Genomic DNA, 16214 nt, shown 5'->3' on the forward strand with positions numbered 1-16214 from the left:
TTCAGAAGGTCGGGTCGACAGGATTGATGCCGGGATACCAGTCCTTTGAGATCGGATTTCTGCCACCGAAGCTGGAGATGCCGTTCTCATCGGTGCAGCGATAGCCTTGAACCGGCAGACCGCGACTACCGAAAACATCCCGGTATGGGCCGCGGGCATATCCAGTTACACCAAGTTCGCTATGGCAATTGTAACGCACCTTGGGCTGTAGCGTTCGCGGGTCCTTGACACCCGGCAGGTTCGCATAGGCATCTGGAGACGGAGCAAAACCATTCTGAAAAACGGTCTGCGCCTGCGCGGAAGCGCTCATTAAAAGCGCTGCCAGGATCGTTGCCAATCGTGTTGCCATTTTTGTGTTCATCGATGCCGGTCCCGTACCATCATTCAACCGATGTAGGCTTTCGGCTGTGGTCGCACAAAGGGCGAGGCAGGCACAATTTCGTGAAGCCGCCGCCTCAGCCTTCCAGACGCCGGAAAGCCGTCGGCTTTTCGTAAAGCCAGCCGATGCGCTCGATGGCCTCATTGAGATTTTCGCGTGCAACATTCATCGTGTGGCCATTGGCATGCAGCAGCGTCTCTTCGTTTTCCATGAGCCCGACATGGCCCTTCCAGAAAACCAGATCGCCGCGGCGCAATTCATCGCGTTCTATTTCCACCCCGAGCGATTTTACCTGCATGTCGGTATCGCGCAGAACCCGTCGGCCCGTCATCGCCATGGACAATTGCACGAGGCCCGAGCAATCGATGCCAAAGCCGGAGCGGCCGCCCCAGAGATAAGGTGTCTCGATAAAGCGCAAGGCCACCGCAACATAGTCCTCTTCGAGAGCGGCATCGACTGGTCGGCAATGGGCGGCGATTATGCCCTCGCCTTTTTCAGTCAGCAGATAGCGGGTGCCGCGTGTCTCGGCCTCACCAACGATCCGGACCATGCTGCCCATGGAAATGGCTGCGACCGGCGGTTTGCGCAATTCGGCGGAAGGATAGAGGAAGGTGCGTGGCGCAACCACCTGGTGGGTAACGGCAACGACATCGCCGATTGCCGTCTCCGGCACGTAACCGGCATAACCATCAGCATCCGCCTGCACCCAGGCCCAGCCATTCGCCCGGTCGAAAATGCGCACGGTTTCACCAAACAGCAGCTCCGTATCGATGCCGGCGGCAAGGTCAGGCGTTGGCCGCAGGCCAATAACCGGCACCGCGATCTGGGCGGGCGAACCGCTGACGAAACGCTCGGCCTGAACCACGCCTTGCAGTTTCTCATCGGCCAGATCGGAGCGGAAGACATTCAGGCGGCGGTCGAGCATCATGGTTTCACATCCAGAGGTTAGATCTTGCGTGCCTGATCAATAATCAGATCGCCGAATTTTTCCAGATAGAGCGCACCTGCCACGGTGCGTTTTATCACGACATTGCGCTTGTCCCGTTCGTCCCGCACCCTGTCAACCAGCCCGAGCGCTCCCAGACTGTCGAGTGCGCGGGTGATGACCGGTTTGGTCACGCCCAGCAAGGCGGCGAGGCCCCGGACGGTATGTGGCGGCGGCACGAGGTATATCTGCAGCAGGATTGTAGTCTGGCGCAAGGTCAAATCCGGCGCATCGGCCGTGACCTGCGCAGCAGATACGCGATGCCAAAGCCCCAAGGCCTCCGTAGGCGAAAGTTCTGCAGGCAAACCGGTAACCTTCCAGTCGTTATCTCACCGTTTTCATTCAACGGAGCGGAAAACTCAAGAAGCATACCGCACAAACAGAACCGCCGCGCCTTCGCAGATCATAAAAGATCGCGCGGCGCGGCGGTGTTGTTTAAACCCGTTTGTCGGGCCTTTAATGTCCCCTCTGGACTTGCAAGATGAGATGCAGGAAGCGTGCCAGTTTTACTGCAGTGCACAAATACGAGCAAAAACAGGTGCTTGGGGTATAATTCCGATGTTATGTTCAAATTTTCCGCAAGGCGGAAACAGCAACAAAAACAGGCAATCAGCAATTCAGTGCTTAAAAACTGCCTTCCGCCGTAACAGCGGAAGGCTGGGATCGGGATGGATCAGATTTCCGCACCACGTGCGGCATCGGTCGCATCTGCATTGTGCCGCCGGTTATGCCGGATGGACGACCAGAGCGAAATGCCGATCAGGGTCGCGCCACCAAGGCCGGTGATGACCTCCGGAATGTGGAACATCGTCTGCACGTACATGATGACGGACAGGATGAGGATCGCGTAGAAAGCGCCGTGTTCCAGATAGCGGTATTCGGCGAGCGTTCCCTTTTCCACCAGCATGATCGTCATCGAGCGCACGTACATGGCGCCGATACCGAGGCCGATGGCGATGATGAACAGGTTCTGCGTCAGCGCAAAAGCACCGATGACGCCATCGAAGGAGAAGCTTGCATCGAGCACCTCGAGATAGAGAAACGCACCGAAGCCGCCTTTTGCAGCGCCTTCGAGCACTTCCTGGCTACGATCGAGAATACCGCCGACGACTTCCACCAGCAGGAAGGTCAAAAGACCCCAGATTGCCGCATGGAAAAAGGTGTTGGCCGCAACCGGACCAAGCTCCGGATTGTCGCTGGCGCCGATGATACGAGAGAAGGCCAGCATGACGACCAGCACGAAGGCGATCTCGATACCCTTGACGGAGGAATAGACCGCAGCTTTTTCCTCGATCCAGCGCACCCAGTGCACGTCCTTTTCATGGTCGAAGAAGAAGTTGAGACCGACCATCATCAGGAAGGTACCGCCGAAAGCAGCGATCGGCAGATGGGCGTCACGCATGATTTCTGCATAACGTTCCGGCTGCGTGGCCGCCATGACGAGCGCCGTCCAGGGACCGACATTGGCGGCAACGACCACGATCAGCAGCGGGAAGACGATACGCATGCCGAAAACGGCAATCAGAATACCCCAGGTCAGGAAGCGATGCTGCCAGACTGGCGTCATCTCTTTCAGCTTGTTGGCGTTGACGATGGCGTTGTCGAAGGAAAGCGAAATTTCCAGCACGGCAAGCACCGCACAAATGAAGAAGATCGTCGCTGTTCCACTGACAGTTCCGGTCATTTCCCAGCCGAGATAGCCGCCAAGGATCAGACCGACGATGGTGACGATAAAAGCCCACTTGAAGTAGGAAAGTGTGGTTTTCTGGGCGGCGCTCATGTCCGGTTACCTCCGGTAACGAGAGCGATTGCGGAACGACGCAGGACGTCGGGCCGCACGCAGAAAGCACGCGCGCGAAGCACATTCAGGTTTTTCATAGTTTTTAATCCGCCGGCCAATTTTTGCAGGCGGTACCGACATCACGAGAGCGCCGTAAAACTCTCGCCAGAGGGGCCCGGCACCTTTGTTTCCTCTGCCCTTGCGAGACATATGATCGCAGGACCTTCTCTTACTCCTCGAAGATCACCTCTTCGTCAAGTCCCGTGATGATTTCGGCGGCAACATCACGGGTAAACAGAGGAAATGTCTAGTCCGCAGCCAGTATATCCACCTTTTCGCGACCGCGTTTGAGCGTATTTTCACGGAAGAAAATATAAAGGCCGGAAAGAACGATCAGGCCCGCACCGACGACGATACTGGTCTGCGGCACATCACCAAAGAACAGCCAGCCAAAGACCACCGCCCAGAGCAGCAATGTGTATTGCAGCGGCGCGACGGTCGCGGCATCCGCGAGCTTCAGAGCGCGGTTGACCAGCACATGCGCTGCCATGGCGACCACGCCGAGCAGGCCGAGGAAAGCGAGATCGAAACCGGACTGGACCGGCAACCAGCCAGACGGCGTGACGAACACCGCAACGAGGCCCGCAAGCCCCGCACCGATGATCTGCCAGAAAGCGAGCACCGTATCGGGCGTGTTGCGTAGCTGGCGTCCGGACAACATCATGAAGGCGAAGGCGGCGCTGCCGAGAATGGAAAACAGTGCGGCCGAGGTAAGGCTTGCCGAGCTTGGCTGCAAGGCAATGAGAACACCGACGAAACCAATGGCGATGGCCGTCCAGCGACGCCAGCCGACCTTTTCTCCCAGGAGAAACGGCGATAGAGCCGCAACATAAATGGGGGCGGCGAGCCAGTAGGTCATCACGTCTGCCAGCGGCAGGGCAGCGACTGCGAAATAGAAACAGAAAAGCTCGGCGGTGGAGAAGAATACGCGCGCCACCTGAAGAGACGGTCGCTCGATTTTCATGAGGCCGGAAAGACCGCCTTTCCACACGATCGGAACCAGGATGACAAGGGCAGCGACGCTGCGGATGAGGATCACCTGCCCCTGGCTGTAGGTCGAAACCAGCCATTTTCCCATAGCGTCGTTCAACGCGAAAAGCAGCATTCCAAGCAGCATGACGGCCACGCCGAGGCCAGTCGGCGAAAGCTTTCGTAATATATTCGGCATGTCAGGTTCCGTTCTCTCCCAATGGCTGCATTGGTCGTTCAGCCAGCCCTCGTTTGTCAAGCCCGAAGCGGGAGGACTCGCGTATTAATAGTACTAATAAATCGGCAATTTCGATGTCACGCGAACATGCGCTTCTCTTCGGCAACGAGTTCCTGGAGAAAATCGACCACCGTGCGCACGCGGACCAACTGACGGGCGGATTCGTGATAGGCCGTCCAATAGGACCGGCTTATGCTCATATGCGGCATGATCCGCAGAAGTTCGGGATATTGTCCGGCAATGTAATTATGCAGGATGCCGATACCGGCGCCCGAGCGCACCGCCTCGGTCTGACCGGTGGCGCTGGATATTTCAAAGGCGGCGTCCCAGTCGCGCATGATCTCGCCGGTATAGTTCAGAGAAGGCGAGAAGATCAGATCCTCGACGTAGCCGATGCGCCGATGGCGCTTGAGTGTTTCCACATCCGCCGGCGTTCCATATTCGGAGAGATAGGACTTTGATGCGTAAAGCCCCAGCGAATAGTCGGTGAGCTTGGAAAACATCAGCCTACCCTGTTCCGGCCGCTCGATGGTGATGGCGATATCGGCCTCTCGCTGCGACAGGGAAAAGGAGCGCGGAACCGGCACGAGCTGGATTTTTAGGTCGGGATAACGCGCGGTCAGCCGGCCAAGCCGTGGCGCAAGAAAAGAAACCCCGAGACCATCGGGCGCGCCGATGCGCACCGTTCCCGCCACTGCCGTATCGACACGACCGAGATTTGCCTGCGCATTCAGCATTTCGGTTTCCATGCGCTCGGCGGCGCCCAAAAACAGCTGACCTTCTTCGGTCAGTTCGCAACCGTTCGTCCGGCGGATGAATAATTGGGTCTTCAGTGCCTGCTCCAGCGACGTCAATCGTCGCGAAAGCGTTGCGTGGTTGAGGCCGAGCCGTTTCGATGCGGCAAGGATCTGCCCGGAGCGGGCAACGGCGAGGAAGATGCGGACGTCATCCCAATTCATGGTTTGCTGCGCAGCATTATGGGTTCGACATCAAGCAAGGTCAGCGACGTCACCATTCCTGCCACACTCTCTTTGTATTTCAGAAAATGCGGCGTTTGCAGATGCGCTTCATATGCCGCCCGGTCCGCGTAGACTTCGAGGATGCGAATCTTTTCCGGGCTGCCTTTAATTGCCACCGCATTTAATGCAAGCACACCAATTTCCAGGCTGACCGAAGCTTCGATCTCTTCTGCAAGCAGTCTGCGATAGGCATCCAGCTGGGTTGGATCGATTTGGATTTCAGCCATCCGCACGACTGGTTCATCGCTCATCAAGCTTCTGACCTTCTGTTGACCGGCGAACGTGTGGGTGTCGGAAATCCGCCGCCACCCTCAAAATACTCGCCTTGCTTTAATTTACGCACAACGGTTTCTTATCTGAGTTCATTGATTTGTACAAATTCAAGTGCAATGCTGCACCCATCAAAAAATCGCGGAGGAAAGCCCCATGAGGGAAATCGGTCATTTCATCAACGGCAAGCATGTGTCCGGCACCAGTGGCCGCACATCTAACGTCTACAACCCGGCAACCGGCGAAGTGCAGGCGACTGTCGCGCTTGCCAGCGACGCCGAGCTGCGCGCTGCCGTGGAAAGCGCAAAAGCGGCACAGCCGAAGTGGGCCGCCACCAACCCGCAGCGCCGCGCCCGCGTTTTCTTCAAGTTCGTCGAACTTCTGAACCGCGACATGAATGAACTGGCGGTGCTGCTCTCCAGCGAGCACGGAAAGACCGTCGAAGATTCCAAGGGCGATATCGTGCGCGGCCTCGAAGTCTGCGAATTCGTCTGCGGCATTCCGCATCTGCAGAAGGGTGAGTTCACCGAGGGCGCAGGTCCCGCCATCGACATGTATTCGATCCGCCAGCCGGTCGGCATCGGTGCGGGCATCACGCCGTTCAACTTTCCGGGGATGATCCCAATGTGGATGTTTGCGCCGGCAATCGCCTGCGGCAACGCCTTTATCCTCAAGCCTTCCGAGCGCGATCCGTCCCTGCCGATCCGCCTTGCCGAACTGATGATCGAGGCAGGTCTTCCGGCTGGCATCCTCAACGTCGTCAATGGTGACAAGGGCGCTGTCGACGCCATCCTGACCGATCCGGATATCGGCGCGGTTTCCTTCGTCGGCTCGACGCCGATTGCCCGCTACGTCTACGGTACTGCCGCCATGAACGGCAAGCGCGCACAGTGCTTCGGCGGCGCGAAGAACCACATGATCATCATGCCTGATGCCGATCTCGATCAGGCCGTGAACGCCTTGATGGGCGCCGGTTACGGTTCGGCCGGCGAACGCTGCATGGCTGTGTCGGTTGCGGTTCCGGTTGGCGAAGAAACGGCCAACCGTCTCGTTGAAAAGCTCATCCCGCAGATCGAAGCACTGAAGATCGGCCCCTACACCGACGACAAGGCCGATATGGGCCCGCTCGTTACCAAGGAAGCGCAAACGCGCGTCAAGGGTCTGATCGACAGCGGTGTCGAGCAGGGCGCGAAACTGCTGGTCGATGGCCGCGACTTCAAGCTCCAGGGTTATGAAGACGGCTATTTCGTCGGTGGCTGCCTGTTCGACCACGTCACCCCTGACATGGACATCTACAAGACGGAAATCTTCGGACCTGTTCTCTCCGTCGTTCGCGCCAAGAACTACGAAGACGCGCTGGAACTGCCGATGAAGCATGAATATGGCAACGGTGTTGCGATCTACACCCGTGACGGCGATGCTGCGCGTGACTTCGCCAGCCGCATCAATATCGGCATGATCGGCATCAACGTTCCGATCCCTGTTCCGCTCGCCTACCACTCCTTCGGCGGCTGGAAGGCCTCGAGCTTCGGCGATCTCAACCAGCATGGAACGGATTCGATCAAGTTCTGGACGAAGACCAAGACGATCACCTCGCGTTGGCCGTCCGGCATCAAATCGGGTGCCGAATTCGTCATGCCGACGATGAAGTAAGCAATGCGTCTCTAAACAATGAACCGGCGGGCGATTGACCCGCCGGTATCCTAACCGGTCACAGGTGTGTAAACGGCATCAATTGGTCGGGCCGTCGTTGAAACCCACTTCGTCCACAAGCTCGGATGCCTGTTTGCGGTGGGCGGCAATATCCGTCAGTGGCAGCTTGTCCGGATTGATGGGGCCGAAGCCCTTCACGACATCGGAAGGCTCCGCGCCGGGTAGCACCGGGTATTCGAAGACCTGCTTGGCATAGATTTCCTGCGCCTCGCGCGATGCCAGGAATTCCATCAGCTTCAGCGCATTGTCCTTGTTGGGTGCGTATTTGGTCAGCGCCATGCCGGAAATATTCACATGCGTTCCGCGATCTCCCGCATTGGGAAAGATCACCCGCACCGATCCCGCCCAAACCTTTTCCTCCGGCTCGCGGTCGTTGGTCAGCATCAGGCCGACATAATAGGTATTGCCGAGCGCGATATCGCATTCGCCGGAAAAGATCGATTTGGCCTGGCTGCGGTCTGTTCCATCAGGCTTGCGGGCAAGATTGTTCTTAAGGCCGGTCAGCCATGTCCGGGTATAATCGACGCCATGATGGGCGATCATCGAGGCGATCAGCGCGATATTGTAGGAATGCTGGCCGTCGCGAATGCAGATCTTGCCCTTCCATTTCGGATCGGCAAGCTCCTCATAGGTGATGTCTTTCTGGGTGACCCGCTCCTTTGAGGCATATACCACGCGGCCACGCGTCGTCAGGCCGAACCATTCGCCTTGCGGATCGCGCAGATTGGCCGGGATATCCTTTTCAATGACGGGATCGTTCAGCACTGGCTGTGTAACGCCGCCTTCTTTCGCCTCGACAAGCCGGGCGATATCGACCGTCAACAGCACGTCGGCCGGCGAATTGACGCCTTCTGCCTGAATACGCTCCACCAGACCCTTGTCGAGGAAGAGAACGTTGGCCTCTATGCCCGTTTCTTTCGTGAAGGCATCGAGCAGCGGCTGGATCAACTCGGGCTGCCGGTAGGAATAGACGTTCACCTCGCCGTCCGCAAAAGCAGCGGGCGCGGCCGAGAGGATCGTCAGACCCGAAAAAACGGCAGCGGAAAAACACGATTTCAAGCTTGCCATTAAGAATGCCTCCATTACATTCAGATTCTTGACTTGTTTGTTCATGAATCATCAAAGCGGTCAACAAGGCTGTCCGAGAAATATCGGATGGCTGCCAGTTTTTTCAGTTTCTGGAATTGTTCTAAACTGAAAAAGAGACTATATAACTCCACATTGAGAGTTAGGAGACCAGCATGCGTTTGACCAAACAGACCAACTATGCCGTTCGCATGTTGATGTATTGCGCCGCAAATGAAGGCAAGTTGAGCCGCATTCCGGAGATCGCCAGGGCTTATGGCGTATCTGAGCTGTTCCTTTTCAAAATTCTGCAGCCGCTCAACAAGGCCGGTCTGGTGGAAACCGTGCGCGGCCGTAACGGCGGCGTGCGTCTTGGTAAACCCGCTGAGAAAATCAGCCTGTTTGACGTGGTGAAGGTGACCGAGGACAGTTTTGCCATGGCGGAATGCTTCGAGGACGGTGCTGTCGAATGTCCGCTTGTGGATAGCTGCGGCCTCAACTCGGCGCTTCGCAAGGCGCTCAATGCCTTCTTCGATGTGCTGGCGGAATATTCCATCGACGATCTCGTCAAGGCGCGGCCGCAGATCAACTTCCTGCTCGGCATCGACACGGAAATGCCGAAGATCGCCGCCTTGCCGGCCGCCTGATCATCCCATTGCCCAAGCAACAATTGCGCTAGCCCGTGTCCGCAGGTCACGGGCTTTTCTTTTATAGAATACTTCGGAAATGCAATATTTTTGGTCGAGCGTGTTGACGCCAGGAGACGAAGCGGCGCATTTGGTCGCGAGCTTTTTTGAAGCAATCAGCCAGCGTCGCAATGATCATCAAGCCTGAATTCCATACATTTGCACTTACCGCGCTCGTCGGCAGCATGGGTGCGCTGCTTGCCAGTCTCCTTAACGTTCCAGCGCCGTTTCTGTCCGGTCCGGCGCTCGCCGTGACAATTACGGGACTGGCGGGCGTGAAGCTTGGGATTCCCGCCTTCATCCGCAATGCCTGTTTCGTTGTGGTCGGCATTTCGATGGGAACAAGCGTAACGCCGTCGGTGATCGATGCCGCGAAGACATGGCCATTGAGCTTCGTCATCGTGCTCGTTGCTGTCGTCATCATGCTGTATGTCGCCTATTGGATCCTGCATTACGGCTTCGGATACGACAGGACGACGGCAATGCTGGGCGCTTCGCCCGGGCACCTCAGCTATATCATCAGCCTCGGCGCCGAGACGAAAAGCGACCTTGCGACCGTCAGCATCGTGCAAAGCGTGCGGGTGCTGGCGCTGACGCTTTCCGTGCCGCTGATTGTTGAATATTTTGATCTCGTCAGCACGGAACCGCTCATCGCCAATCCACCGATGGGTCTGTTCACACTGGCCCTGACCATTGGCGCGTCGCTTGCGATGGGATGGCTGTTCCTTCGCTGGAGATTTCCCGCAGCCCTGCTGCTGGGCGGCGTCGCGGTTTCCATCGGCACCCATATTACCGGCCTTACCGAGGGCGGCGTTCCGAGCTGGCTCAGCCTGCCGGTCTATGTGCTGATCGGCTGTCTCATTGGCACGCGCTTTTCGAATGTGTCGCTGATGGATGTGCGAAAAGGCTTTGTGGCGGGTTTCGTCGTCACCATCGCCGTGATGGTGATCGCCGGAAGTATCGCCTGGATGATTTCCAACATTACAGGCGTTCCGCTCAATGCGGTGATGATCGCCTATTCGCCGGGCGGTCTTGAAACCATGGCGGCGATGGCCGTGATGATGCATGCCGATACCGCCTATGTCGGGTCACATCACGTTCTCAGACTTCTGTTCCTGTCGGTTCTCATGCCGCTCGTCATGGGCAAGGATGCACGCAAGCGGGACGGCGAAATCTAAGCCGGGCCAGCGCCCTCGCCATTCAGGTAAAAAACGCCAATGGCGTTGCAACCATTTGTTCCTCTGGCCGTTCATGTTTCTCCGCAATTGCGGCGGCGATTTTTCGCGTGTTCGACAGGCTGACCCACCGGAGGACTATTCATGAACCGCTTGATGATGTTGACAGGCGCCGGATTTGCGCTTGCCCTTTCTGTTTCCTTTGCTCAGGCGCAGGTGGTGGTGTCGTCTAAGATCGACACGGAGGGTGGCGTTCTCGGCAACATCATCCTCGCTGTGCTGAACAAGAACAATATCGAGACGACGGATCGCATCCAGCTTGGCGCTACCCCGGTCGTCAGAAAAGCGATCACTGCCGGCGAGATCGACATTTATCCGGAATACACAGGCAACGCCGCCTTCTTCTTCTCCAAGGCGGACGACCCGCTCTGGAAAGATGCCGCCAAGGCTTACCAGGAAGCCAAGACACTCGACTATGACGCCAACAAGATCGTCTGGCTGACACCATCGCCCGCAAACAACACCTGGGCGATTGCGCTGCGCAAGGATGTTGCCGACAAGAACAATCTGAAGACGCTTTCGGATTTCGGCAAATACATTGCCGGTGGCGGTGAGGTGGTTCTTGCCGCCTCCTCGGAATTCGTCAATTCCGCAGCCGCCCTGCCGGCATTTCAGACCACCTACGGCTTTACCATGAAGCCGGATCAGTTGATCACGCTTTCCGGTGGCGACACGGCTGCCACTATCGCTGCCGCCGCAAATCAGACGAACAATGCCAATGCGGCCATGGTCTATGGCACAGATGGTGGCATAGCGCCGTCCGGTCTTGTCGTGCTTGAGGACGACAAGCATGTGCAACCCGTCTACCAGCCCGCGCCGATCATTCGCGAGGAAGTTCTGAAAAAGAACCCCAATATCGAGACATTGCTGAAACCTGTTTTCGAAAAACTGGATCTGGCAACCTTGCAGGAGCTGAACGCCCGCGTGCAGGTGGGGGGCGAACAGGCCAAGGCAGTTGCGACCGATTTCCTGACGAAGAACGGTTTCCTCAAGTAATTGCCAGAGAACCGTTGGGGCGGGATATCGGAAACCATGTGAGGTTCACCATCCCGTCCGAACCTATGATCCGGGGGAGCGGAATTTGACGAAATGGCCTGACAAGGTAGGCGTGCTGATTTCGTGCCTGCTTCTCTACGCGCTTGCAGCGTCCCCCTTCATGACATTCCGAGCTAACCGGATCATTCAGGGTGAAACGCGAACGATCTTCGAAGCGCTTCCGGTTGCTGCTGCTACCCTCCTCGTCGCCATCATTATTGTCGCCGCCTTCATCGCCTTTTTCCGGTTTCCGGCGCACCTGAAACTCGCCGCTGCGCTGGTCGGTCTCGCGGCACTGGCGATCTTTGTCGGGCAGGCGGCGTCTGCGCTGACACCTGAGGGCAACAGTTTTGCCCGCGTTTCGCCCGCCAGCGGTTTCTGGTTGATGTTTGCAGGGCTTGCATTGCTTGCCGCCGATTGCATTGCACGTCTCCAGCCGAAACCCACTTTGCGGATTTTGCTGTTGCTGGTGGCAACCGGGACGCTTGCGGCGGTCCTGACAAGCGGCCTCTGGGACGATCTCTCCATCATCAAGGAATATACCGGCCGGGCAGATATCTTCTGGACCGAAGCACTGCGGCATGTGGAACTTGCCATCGGGTCGCTGGTTGCAGCCACCCTCGCCGGTATCCCGCTCGGCATTCTCTGTTACAAGGTCGAGCGTTTGCGCTCCGGTCTACTGAACGCTCTCAATATCGTCCAGACCATTCCCTCCATCGCGCTTTTCGGCCTTTTGATCGCGCCACTCGGATGGATGGCAGCCAATGTGCCGGGTGCGGCGAAGATCGGCATCGCCGGCATCGGCATGGCGCCGGCCTTCGTGGCGCTATTTCTCTATTCGCTGCTGCCCGTTGTCTCCAATACGGTGGTCGGCCTGTCCGGCGTTTCGCAGGCAGTGCGGGAAGCCGCGCGCGGGCTTGGCATGACGCCTCTGCAAAGGCTGCTGCGGGTGGAGTTTCCACTCGCCATGCCCGTCATCCTCACCGGCATCCGTATCGTGCTGGTGCAGAATATCGGACTTGCGACCATCGCAGCACTGATCGGCGGCGGTGGATTTGGCGTTTTCGTGTTTCAGGGCATAGGGCAGACCGCGATGGACCTCGTACTGCTCGGCACCGTGCCGACCGTTCTGCTCGGCTTCGCCGCCGCGATTACGCTCGACGCCCTTATCGACAGCAATCTCTTCAGCGCAGGCGGAAGGCAAAAGGCATGATCGAGATCGACACCATCACGAAACGATATGGCGATACGGTCGTGGTCGACCAGGTCTCCCTGACTGTGGCGCCGCGCACCGTCACAGTCATCGTCGGCACTTCCGGGTCGGGAAAAACCACGCTGCTGCGCATGATAAACCGGCTGGTGGAGCCGACCTCCGGCACTATCCGCATCGACGGAGACGATGTGAGCACCATGCCGGGCTACAAGCTGCGCCGTCAGATCGGCTATGCCATTCAGGGCCATGGGTTGTTCCCGCACCGCACCGTGGCGGAGAATATCGCGACGGTTCCGCAGCTCATCGGCTGGGACCGCAAGCGCATCGATGCGAAAATCGACGCGCTGATGCAGCTCTTCCAGCTGGATCCGGCGCTTTATGCCAACCGCTTTCCGCATGAGCTTTCAGGCGGCCAGCAACAGCGTGTCGGCGTGGCGCGCGCGCTTGCAGCAGAACCGAACATTCTCTTGATGGACGAACCTTTCGGTGCACTGGACCCGGTTATCCGCGCCAAGGCCCAGAACGATCTTCTCGATATCCAGAAGAAGCTCGGTGTCACCATCGTTCTTGTCACGCATGATATGGACGAGGCCTTTCACCTGGCGGATCGTATTGCCGTCATGGACAAGGGCCGTATTGTTCAGGACTGCCCGCCGGCCGAGCTGGTGCTGAAACCGGCAACGAATTTCGTCCGCACCATGATCGGCGAAAACGAGCGCGCCCTGAAACTGTTATCCGTCCTGTCGGTTGCAGACGTCGTGGAGCCGGGAAGCGCTGAAGGCGAACCATTGAATGAACATACCAGCCAGCGCGACGCCCTGTCTGCAATGTTGTGGGCGGGCTGCGATACCTTGCCGGTGCTGAAAGACGATGGCAAACCCGCAGGTATCGTGCGGCGCGATGTTCTGCTCCAGCGGGCTACCGGAACCCCATGAAAAATGCCGCTTCGTTTTTCGCCCCCGGGGTTCTGGTGCTGGCGCTGATGGCCTTTCTCGCGGCGCCGCAGGTTTTCGCACCGATATTCCGCCCTCTTGTGCAGACCAACGCGCCGGCGATCTACACGCAGGCCAATCTGCTTTCCCTGACACTGTCGCATCTGACCATTGTCGCAATCGCAACGGGGCTAGCCACGCTGGTGGCGGGAGCCCTTGCGGTTCTCGTCACCCGCCCTTTCGGCGCGGATTTTCTGCCGCTGTCGCGCAGCATCGTCAATATCGGCCAGACCTTTCCGCCGGTGGCGGTGCTGGCGCTTGCCGTGCCGATGATCGGTTTTGGCGAGAAACCGACGCTCATTGCGCTGTTTCTCTATGCGCTTCTACCGGTTTTCGAAAATACGCTGACAGGGCTGACCACGCTGCCGCCAACCGTCATGGATGCCGCAAAGGGCGCCGGCATGACCGGCTGGCAACGGCTCGTCAAAGTGGAGATGCCACTTGCCCTTCCGGCGATCCTCGCAGGCATCAGGCTTTCGGCAGTGATCAGCCTTTCGACAGCAACCATCGGTTCCACGGTCGCGGCCCGCACGCTCGGAGAGGTGATCATCGCCGGCCTGCAATCCAACAATCTCGCCTTCATCCTTCAGGGCGGATTGATCGTCGCTGTGCTGGCAATCCTGATCCACGCCAGCTTTTCTGCACTGGAAAAGGCAGCGGCCCGCAAAACCGGGCACTGACAAATGCAAGCTCCTCATTTTTATGTTCCCGACATCCGCCGCGCATGTTAGGGGCTGACCGTCGAAACAGAAACATTCGAGGTTCGGGTGACAAAGGCAATCGTCGTGATGGGAGTGAGCGGCTCTGGCAAGTCCACGGTCGCAGAGGAACTGGCGGAAAAACTGGGCATTGCCTTTATTGAGGGCGACAAGCTTCACCCGAAATCCAATGTCGACAAAATGTCAGAAGGCATTCCCCTGACCGACGAAGATCGCTGGCCCTGGCTCGATCTGATTGGCGCAGAACTGCGCAAGGGAAACGAAAATAACGGTGTCGTCGTTTCCTGCTCGGCGCTGAAGAAAATCTATCGCGACCGCCTTCGCGAGGCTACCGGTGGCCCGCTCGCTTTCGTCTATCTGGACGGCAGCCTGGAACTTCTCAGCAGGCGTATGGGCGAACGCAAGGGCCACTTCATGCCGCTCTCGCTGCTCCAGACCCAGCTTGCCACGCTGGAAGTGCCGACCGGCGAACCCGGCGTCGTAACCGTCAGCATCGACGCCACGCCGGAGGAAATTACCGCAAACGCACTTTCGGGCCTGAAAGCGGTGATTTTTTAAAATCCGAGCCTGTCGCGCAGGCCGTACCACCATGCACCAAGCACGGTCAGCGGCACGCGGAACGTCTTACCGCCCGGGAACGGATAATTCGGCAGGGAACTCCAGACATCGAAACGCTCTGCGTGGCCTGCAACGGCCTCGCCCAATATCTTGCCGAGCAGGTGCGTGGTAGTGACACCGTGGCCGCTGTCGCCATGCGAAAAATAGACATTGTCCGACAGTTTGCCCATATGCGGGATGCGCGTTAGCGTCAGCGCGAAATTGCCGCTCCAGGCAAAATCGATCTTCGTCTTTTCCAGTTGCGGGAAAGTCTTCAGCATATTCGGACGGATCACCCCGGTCAGATCCGCCGGATCGCTGCCGCCATAACCGATACCACCGCCATAAAGCAGGCGGTTGTCAGAGGTGCGGCGATAATAATCGAGAATATAATTGGCATCCTCGACGCAATAATTGGCTGGCAGGAGTTGCTCGATCAGATCGGCATCAAGCGGCTCTGTCGCCATGACCTGGCTTGAGACCGGCATCATCCGGTCGCCGATTTCCGGCAGCAGCCTGCCGAGATAGGCATTGCCGCAGACGAGAACATATTTCGCCTTCACGCTGCCCGTCGCCGTGCGCACGACGGGGTTTACGCCCTGCTCCAGCGAAATGACCCTCGAATTTTCGAATATGCGCGCACCGAGACTTTCGGCCGCCGCTGCTTCCCCCTGCACCAGATTGAGCGGATGGATGTGGCCGCCGAAACGGTCGATCATGCCGCCGGCATAACGATCGGTCCGCACGTATTTTCCGACATCGGCTTTGGAGACCATCTCAAGCCCGCCATGGCCGTGTTTTTCCCAATGGGCCTTGTGGGCCTCCATCTCGCGAATCTGTTTCGTCGTGAAGGCCGCAAAGAAACCGCCATCGACGAGATCGCAATCGATAGCGTATTTCGAAATGCGGCTGCGGATGATCTCCCCGCCTTCCAGCGACATTTCGCCGAGTTTCACCGCCTTGTCGTGGCCGTAACGACTGGCGATTGTTTCGAGGTCGCGGCTATAGCCATTGACGATCTGGCCGCCATTGCGCCCCGAGGCGCCGAAGCCGACCCGCACGCCTTCCAGCACGATAACGGAATAGCCGCGTTCGGAAAGTTCGAGTGCTGCGGAAATCCCGGTAAACCCGCCACCGATGACGCAGACATCCGCTTCCATTGCGCCTTTAAGCGTTGGCCGCACGGATTTGACATTGGCGGAGGCCGCATACCAGGAGGATGTGTGGCCGGGATTGGGAATAGTCGTCACCTCAGCCAT

At 58.0% G+C, this 16214-nt stretch carries 17 protein-coding genes; 8 read left to right on the forward strand and 9 right to left on the reverse strand.

Translation table 11 applies throughout. The annotated features are described in order from the left end of the window. Position 1 precedes the first annotated feature (1 nt). From ASD46_RS06040 to ASD46_RS06070, 7 genes are all read right to left on the reverse strand, one after another. A complete protein-coding gene (locus tag ASD46_RS06040) occupies positions 2-361 on the reverse strand; it encodes a hypothetical protein (RefSeq protein WP_025592128.1) in 360 nt (119 codons plus the stop codon). Between the two features lie 94 nt (positions 362-455). Next, entirely contained in the window at positions 456-1307 is an 852-nt protein-coding gene (locus ASD46_RS06045) for a C40 family peptidase (protein WP_013635290.1), read from the reverse strand. Between the two features lie 17 nt (positions 1308-1324). Next, complete coding sequence (locus ASD46_RS06050; protein WP_003514544.1) at positions 1325-1669, reverse strand: MarR family winged helix-turn-helix transcriptional regulator; 345 nt, start codon at positions 1667-1669, stop codon at positions 1325-1327. Between the two features lie 368 nt (positions 1670-2037). Then, the gene (locus ASD46_RS06055; RefSeq protein ID WP_003514542.1) at positions 2038-3144 is read right to left on the reverse strand and encodes a DUF475 domain-containing protein; all 1107 of its coding nucleotides are present in this window, start codon (positions 3142-3144) and stop codon (positions 2038-2040) included. 307 nt (positions 3145-3451) lie between these two features. Then, the gene (locus ASD46_RS06060) at positions 3452-4372 is read right to left on the reverse strand and encodes a DMT family transporter (protein ID WP_003514540.1); all 921 of its coding nucleotides are present in this window, start codon (positions 4370-4372) and stop codon (positions 3452-3454) included. Between the two features lie 116 nt (positions 4373-4488). Further along, positions 4489-5370, reverse strand: coding sequence for a LysR family transcriptional regulator (locus ASD46_RS06065; protein WP_003514539.1), 882 nt, complete (start codon positions 5368-5370; stop codon positions 4489-4491). Then, positions 5367-5681 (reverse strand): putative quinol monooxygenase, encoded by a 315-nt coding sequence (locus tag ASD46_RS06070; RefSeq protein ID WP_003514538.1) that lies wholly within the window; start codon positions 5679-5681, stop codon positions 5367-5369. The genes ASD46_RS06065 and ASD46_RS06070 overlap by 4 nt, the downstream gene beginning before the upstream one ends. 175 nt (positions 5682-5856) lie before the next feature. On the opposite strand from ASD46_RS06070, the gene ASD46_RS06075 reads away from it, so the two are divergent. After that, positions 5857-7353, forward strand: a complete 1497-nt coding sequence (locus ASD46_RS06075; RefSeq protein WP_003514535.1) for a CoA-acylating methylmalonate-semialdehyde dehydrogenase — start codon at positions 5857-5859, stop codon at positions 7351-7353. A gap of 78 nt (positions 7354-7431) precedes the next feature. Here the strand turns inward: ASD46_RS06075 and ASD46_RS06080 are convergent, their stop codons facing one another. Continuing rightward, positions 7432-8481: a Fe(3+) ABC transporter substrate-binding protein gene (locus ASD46_RS06080; RefSeq protein ID WP_025592125.1), complete on the reverse strand. Its 1050-nt coding sequence runs from the start codon at positions 8479-8481 to the stop codon at positions 7432-7434. Between the two features lie 173 nt (positions 8482-8654). Here ASD46_RS06080 and rirA point away from each other — a divergent pair, with 173 nt between their 5' ends. From rirA to ASD46_RS06115, 7 genes are all read left to right on the forward strand, one after another. Next, a complete protein-coding gene (rirA, locus tag ASD46_RS06085) occupies positions 8655-9125 on the forward strand; it encodes an iron-responsive transcriptional regulator RirA (protein ID WP_003514531.1) in 471 nt (156 codons plus the stop codon). A 170-nt stretch (positions 9126-9295) separates the two neighbouring features. After that, a complete protein-coding gene (locus ASD46_RS06090; RefSeq protein WP_025592123.1) occupies positions 9296-10342 on the forward strand; it encodes an AbrB family transcriptional regulator in 1047 nt (348 codons plus the stop codon). Positions 10343-10483: 141 nt separating this feature from the next. After that, positions 10484-11395: an ABC transporter substrate-binding protein gene (locus ASD46_RS06095; RefSeq protein ID WP_013635286.1), complete on the forward strand. Its 912-nt coding sequence runs from the start codon at positions 10484-10486 to the stop codon at positions 11393-11395. Between the two features lie 85 nt (positions 11396-11480). Then, entirely contained in the window at positions 11481-12647 is a 1167-nt protein-coding gene (locus ASD46_RS06100; RefSeq protein ID WP_025592122.1) for an ABC transporter permease, read from the forward strand. After that, positions 12644-13582: an ABC transporter ATP-binding protein gene (locus ASD46_RS06105; RefSeq protein WP_025592120.1), complete on the forward strand. Its 939-nt coding sequence runs from the start codon at positions 12644-12646 to the stop codon at positions 13580-13582. Before ASD46_RS06100 ends, ASD46_RS06105 begins: the two co-directional genes overlap by 4 nt. Then, the gene (locus ASD46_RS06110; RefSeq protein ID WP_035197694.1) at positions 13579-14319 is read left to right on the forward strand and encodes an ABC transporter permease; all 741 of its coding nucleotides are present in this window, start codon (positions 13579-13581) and stop codon (positions 14317-14319) included. Before ASD46_RS06105 ends, ASD46_RS06110 begins: the two co-directional genes overlap by 4 nt. 108 nt (positions 14320-14427) lie before the next feature. Beyond that, positions 14428-14916: a gluconokinase gene (locus ASD46_RS06115; protein ID WP_003514519.1), complete on the forward strand. Its 489-nt coding sequence runs from the start codon at positions 14428-14430 to the stop codon at positions 14914-14916. Here the strand turns inward: ASD46_RS06115 and ASD46_RS06120 are convergent. After that, complete coding sequence (locus ASD46_RS06120; RefSeq protein ID WP_060641873.1) at positions 14913-16214, reverse strand: NAD(P)/FAD-dependent oxidoreductase; 1302 nt, start codon at positions 16212-16214, stop codon at positions 14913-14915. The two genes, ASD46_RS06115 and ASD46_RS06120, sit on opposite strands and share 4 nt — an antisense overlap.

The organism is Rhizobium sp. Root491, assembly GCF_001427205.1.
Lineage (GTDB): Bacteria > Pseudomonadota > Alphaproteobacteria > Rhizobiales > Rhizobiaceae > Agrobacterium > Agrobacterium tumefaciens.

Bases quoted from the DNA above. Each gene is read 5' to 3' on its own strand.
- ASD46_RS06070 (WP_003514538.1), bottom strand. From the start codon at position 5,681: ATGAGCGATGAACCAGTCGTGCGGATGGCTGAAATCCAAATCGATCCA.
- ASD46_RS06105 (WP_025592120.1), top strand. From the start codon at position 12,644: ATGATCGAGATCGACACCATCACGAAACGATATGGCGATACGGTCGTG.
- ASD46_RS06055 (WP_003514542.1), bottom strand. From the start codon at position 3,144: ATGAGCGCCGCCCAGAAAACCACACTTTCCTACTTCAAGTGGGCTTTT.
- ASD46_RS06090 (WP_025592123.1), top strand. From the start codon at position 9,296: ATGATCATCAAGCCTGAATTCCATACATTTGCACTTACCGCGCTCGTC.
- ASD46_RS06065 (WP_003514539.1), bottom strand. From the start codon at position 5,370: ATGAATTGGGATGACGTCCGCATCTTCCTCGCCGTTGCCCGCTCCGGG.
- ASD46_RS06075 (WP_003514535.1), top strand. From the start codon at position 5,857: ATGAGGGAAATCGGTCATTTCATCAACGGCAAGCATGTGTCCGGCACC.
- ASD46_RS06120 (WP_060641873.1), bottom strand. From the start codon at position 16,214: ATGGCTGAGGTGACGACTATTCCCAATCCCGGCCACACATCCTCCTGG.
- ASD46_RS06115 (WP_003514519.1), top strand. From the start codon at position 14,428: ATGGGAGTGAGCGGCTCTGGCAAGTCCACGGTCGCAGAGGAACTGGCG.
- ASD46_RS06080 (WP_025592125.1), bottom strand. From the start codon at position 8,481: ATGGCAAGCTTGAAATCGTGTTTTTCCGCTGCCGTTTTTTCGGGTCTG.
- ASD46_RS06095 (WP_013635286.1), top strand. From the start codon at position 10,484: ATGAACCGCTTGATGATGTTGACAGGCGCCGGATTTGCGCTTGCCCTT.
- ASD46_RS06110 (WP_035197694.1), top strand. From the start codon at position 13,579: ATGAAAAATGCCGCTTCGTTTTTCGCCCCCGGGGTTCTGGTGCTGGCG.
- ASD46_RS06040 (WP_025592128.1), bottom strand. From the start codon at position 361: ATGAACACAAAAATGGCAACACGATTGGCAACGATCCTGGCAGCGCTT.
- ASD46_RS06045 (WP_013635290.1), bottom strand. From the start codon at position 1,307: ATGATGCTCGACCGCCGCCTGAATGTCTTCCGCTCCGATCTGGCCGAT.
- rirA (WP_003514531.1), top strand. From the start codon at position 8,655: ATGCGTTTGACCAAACAGACCAACTATGCCGTTCGCATGTTGATGTAT.
- ASD46_RS06060 (WP_003514540.1), bottom strand. From the start codon at position 4,372: ATGCCGAATATATTACGAAAGCTTTCGCCGACTGGCCTCGGCGTGGCC.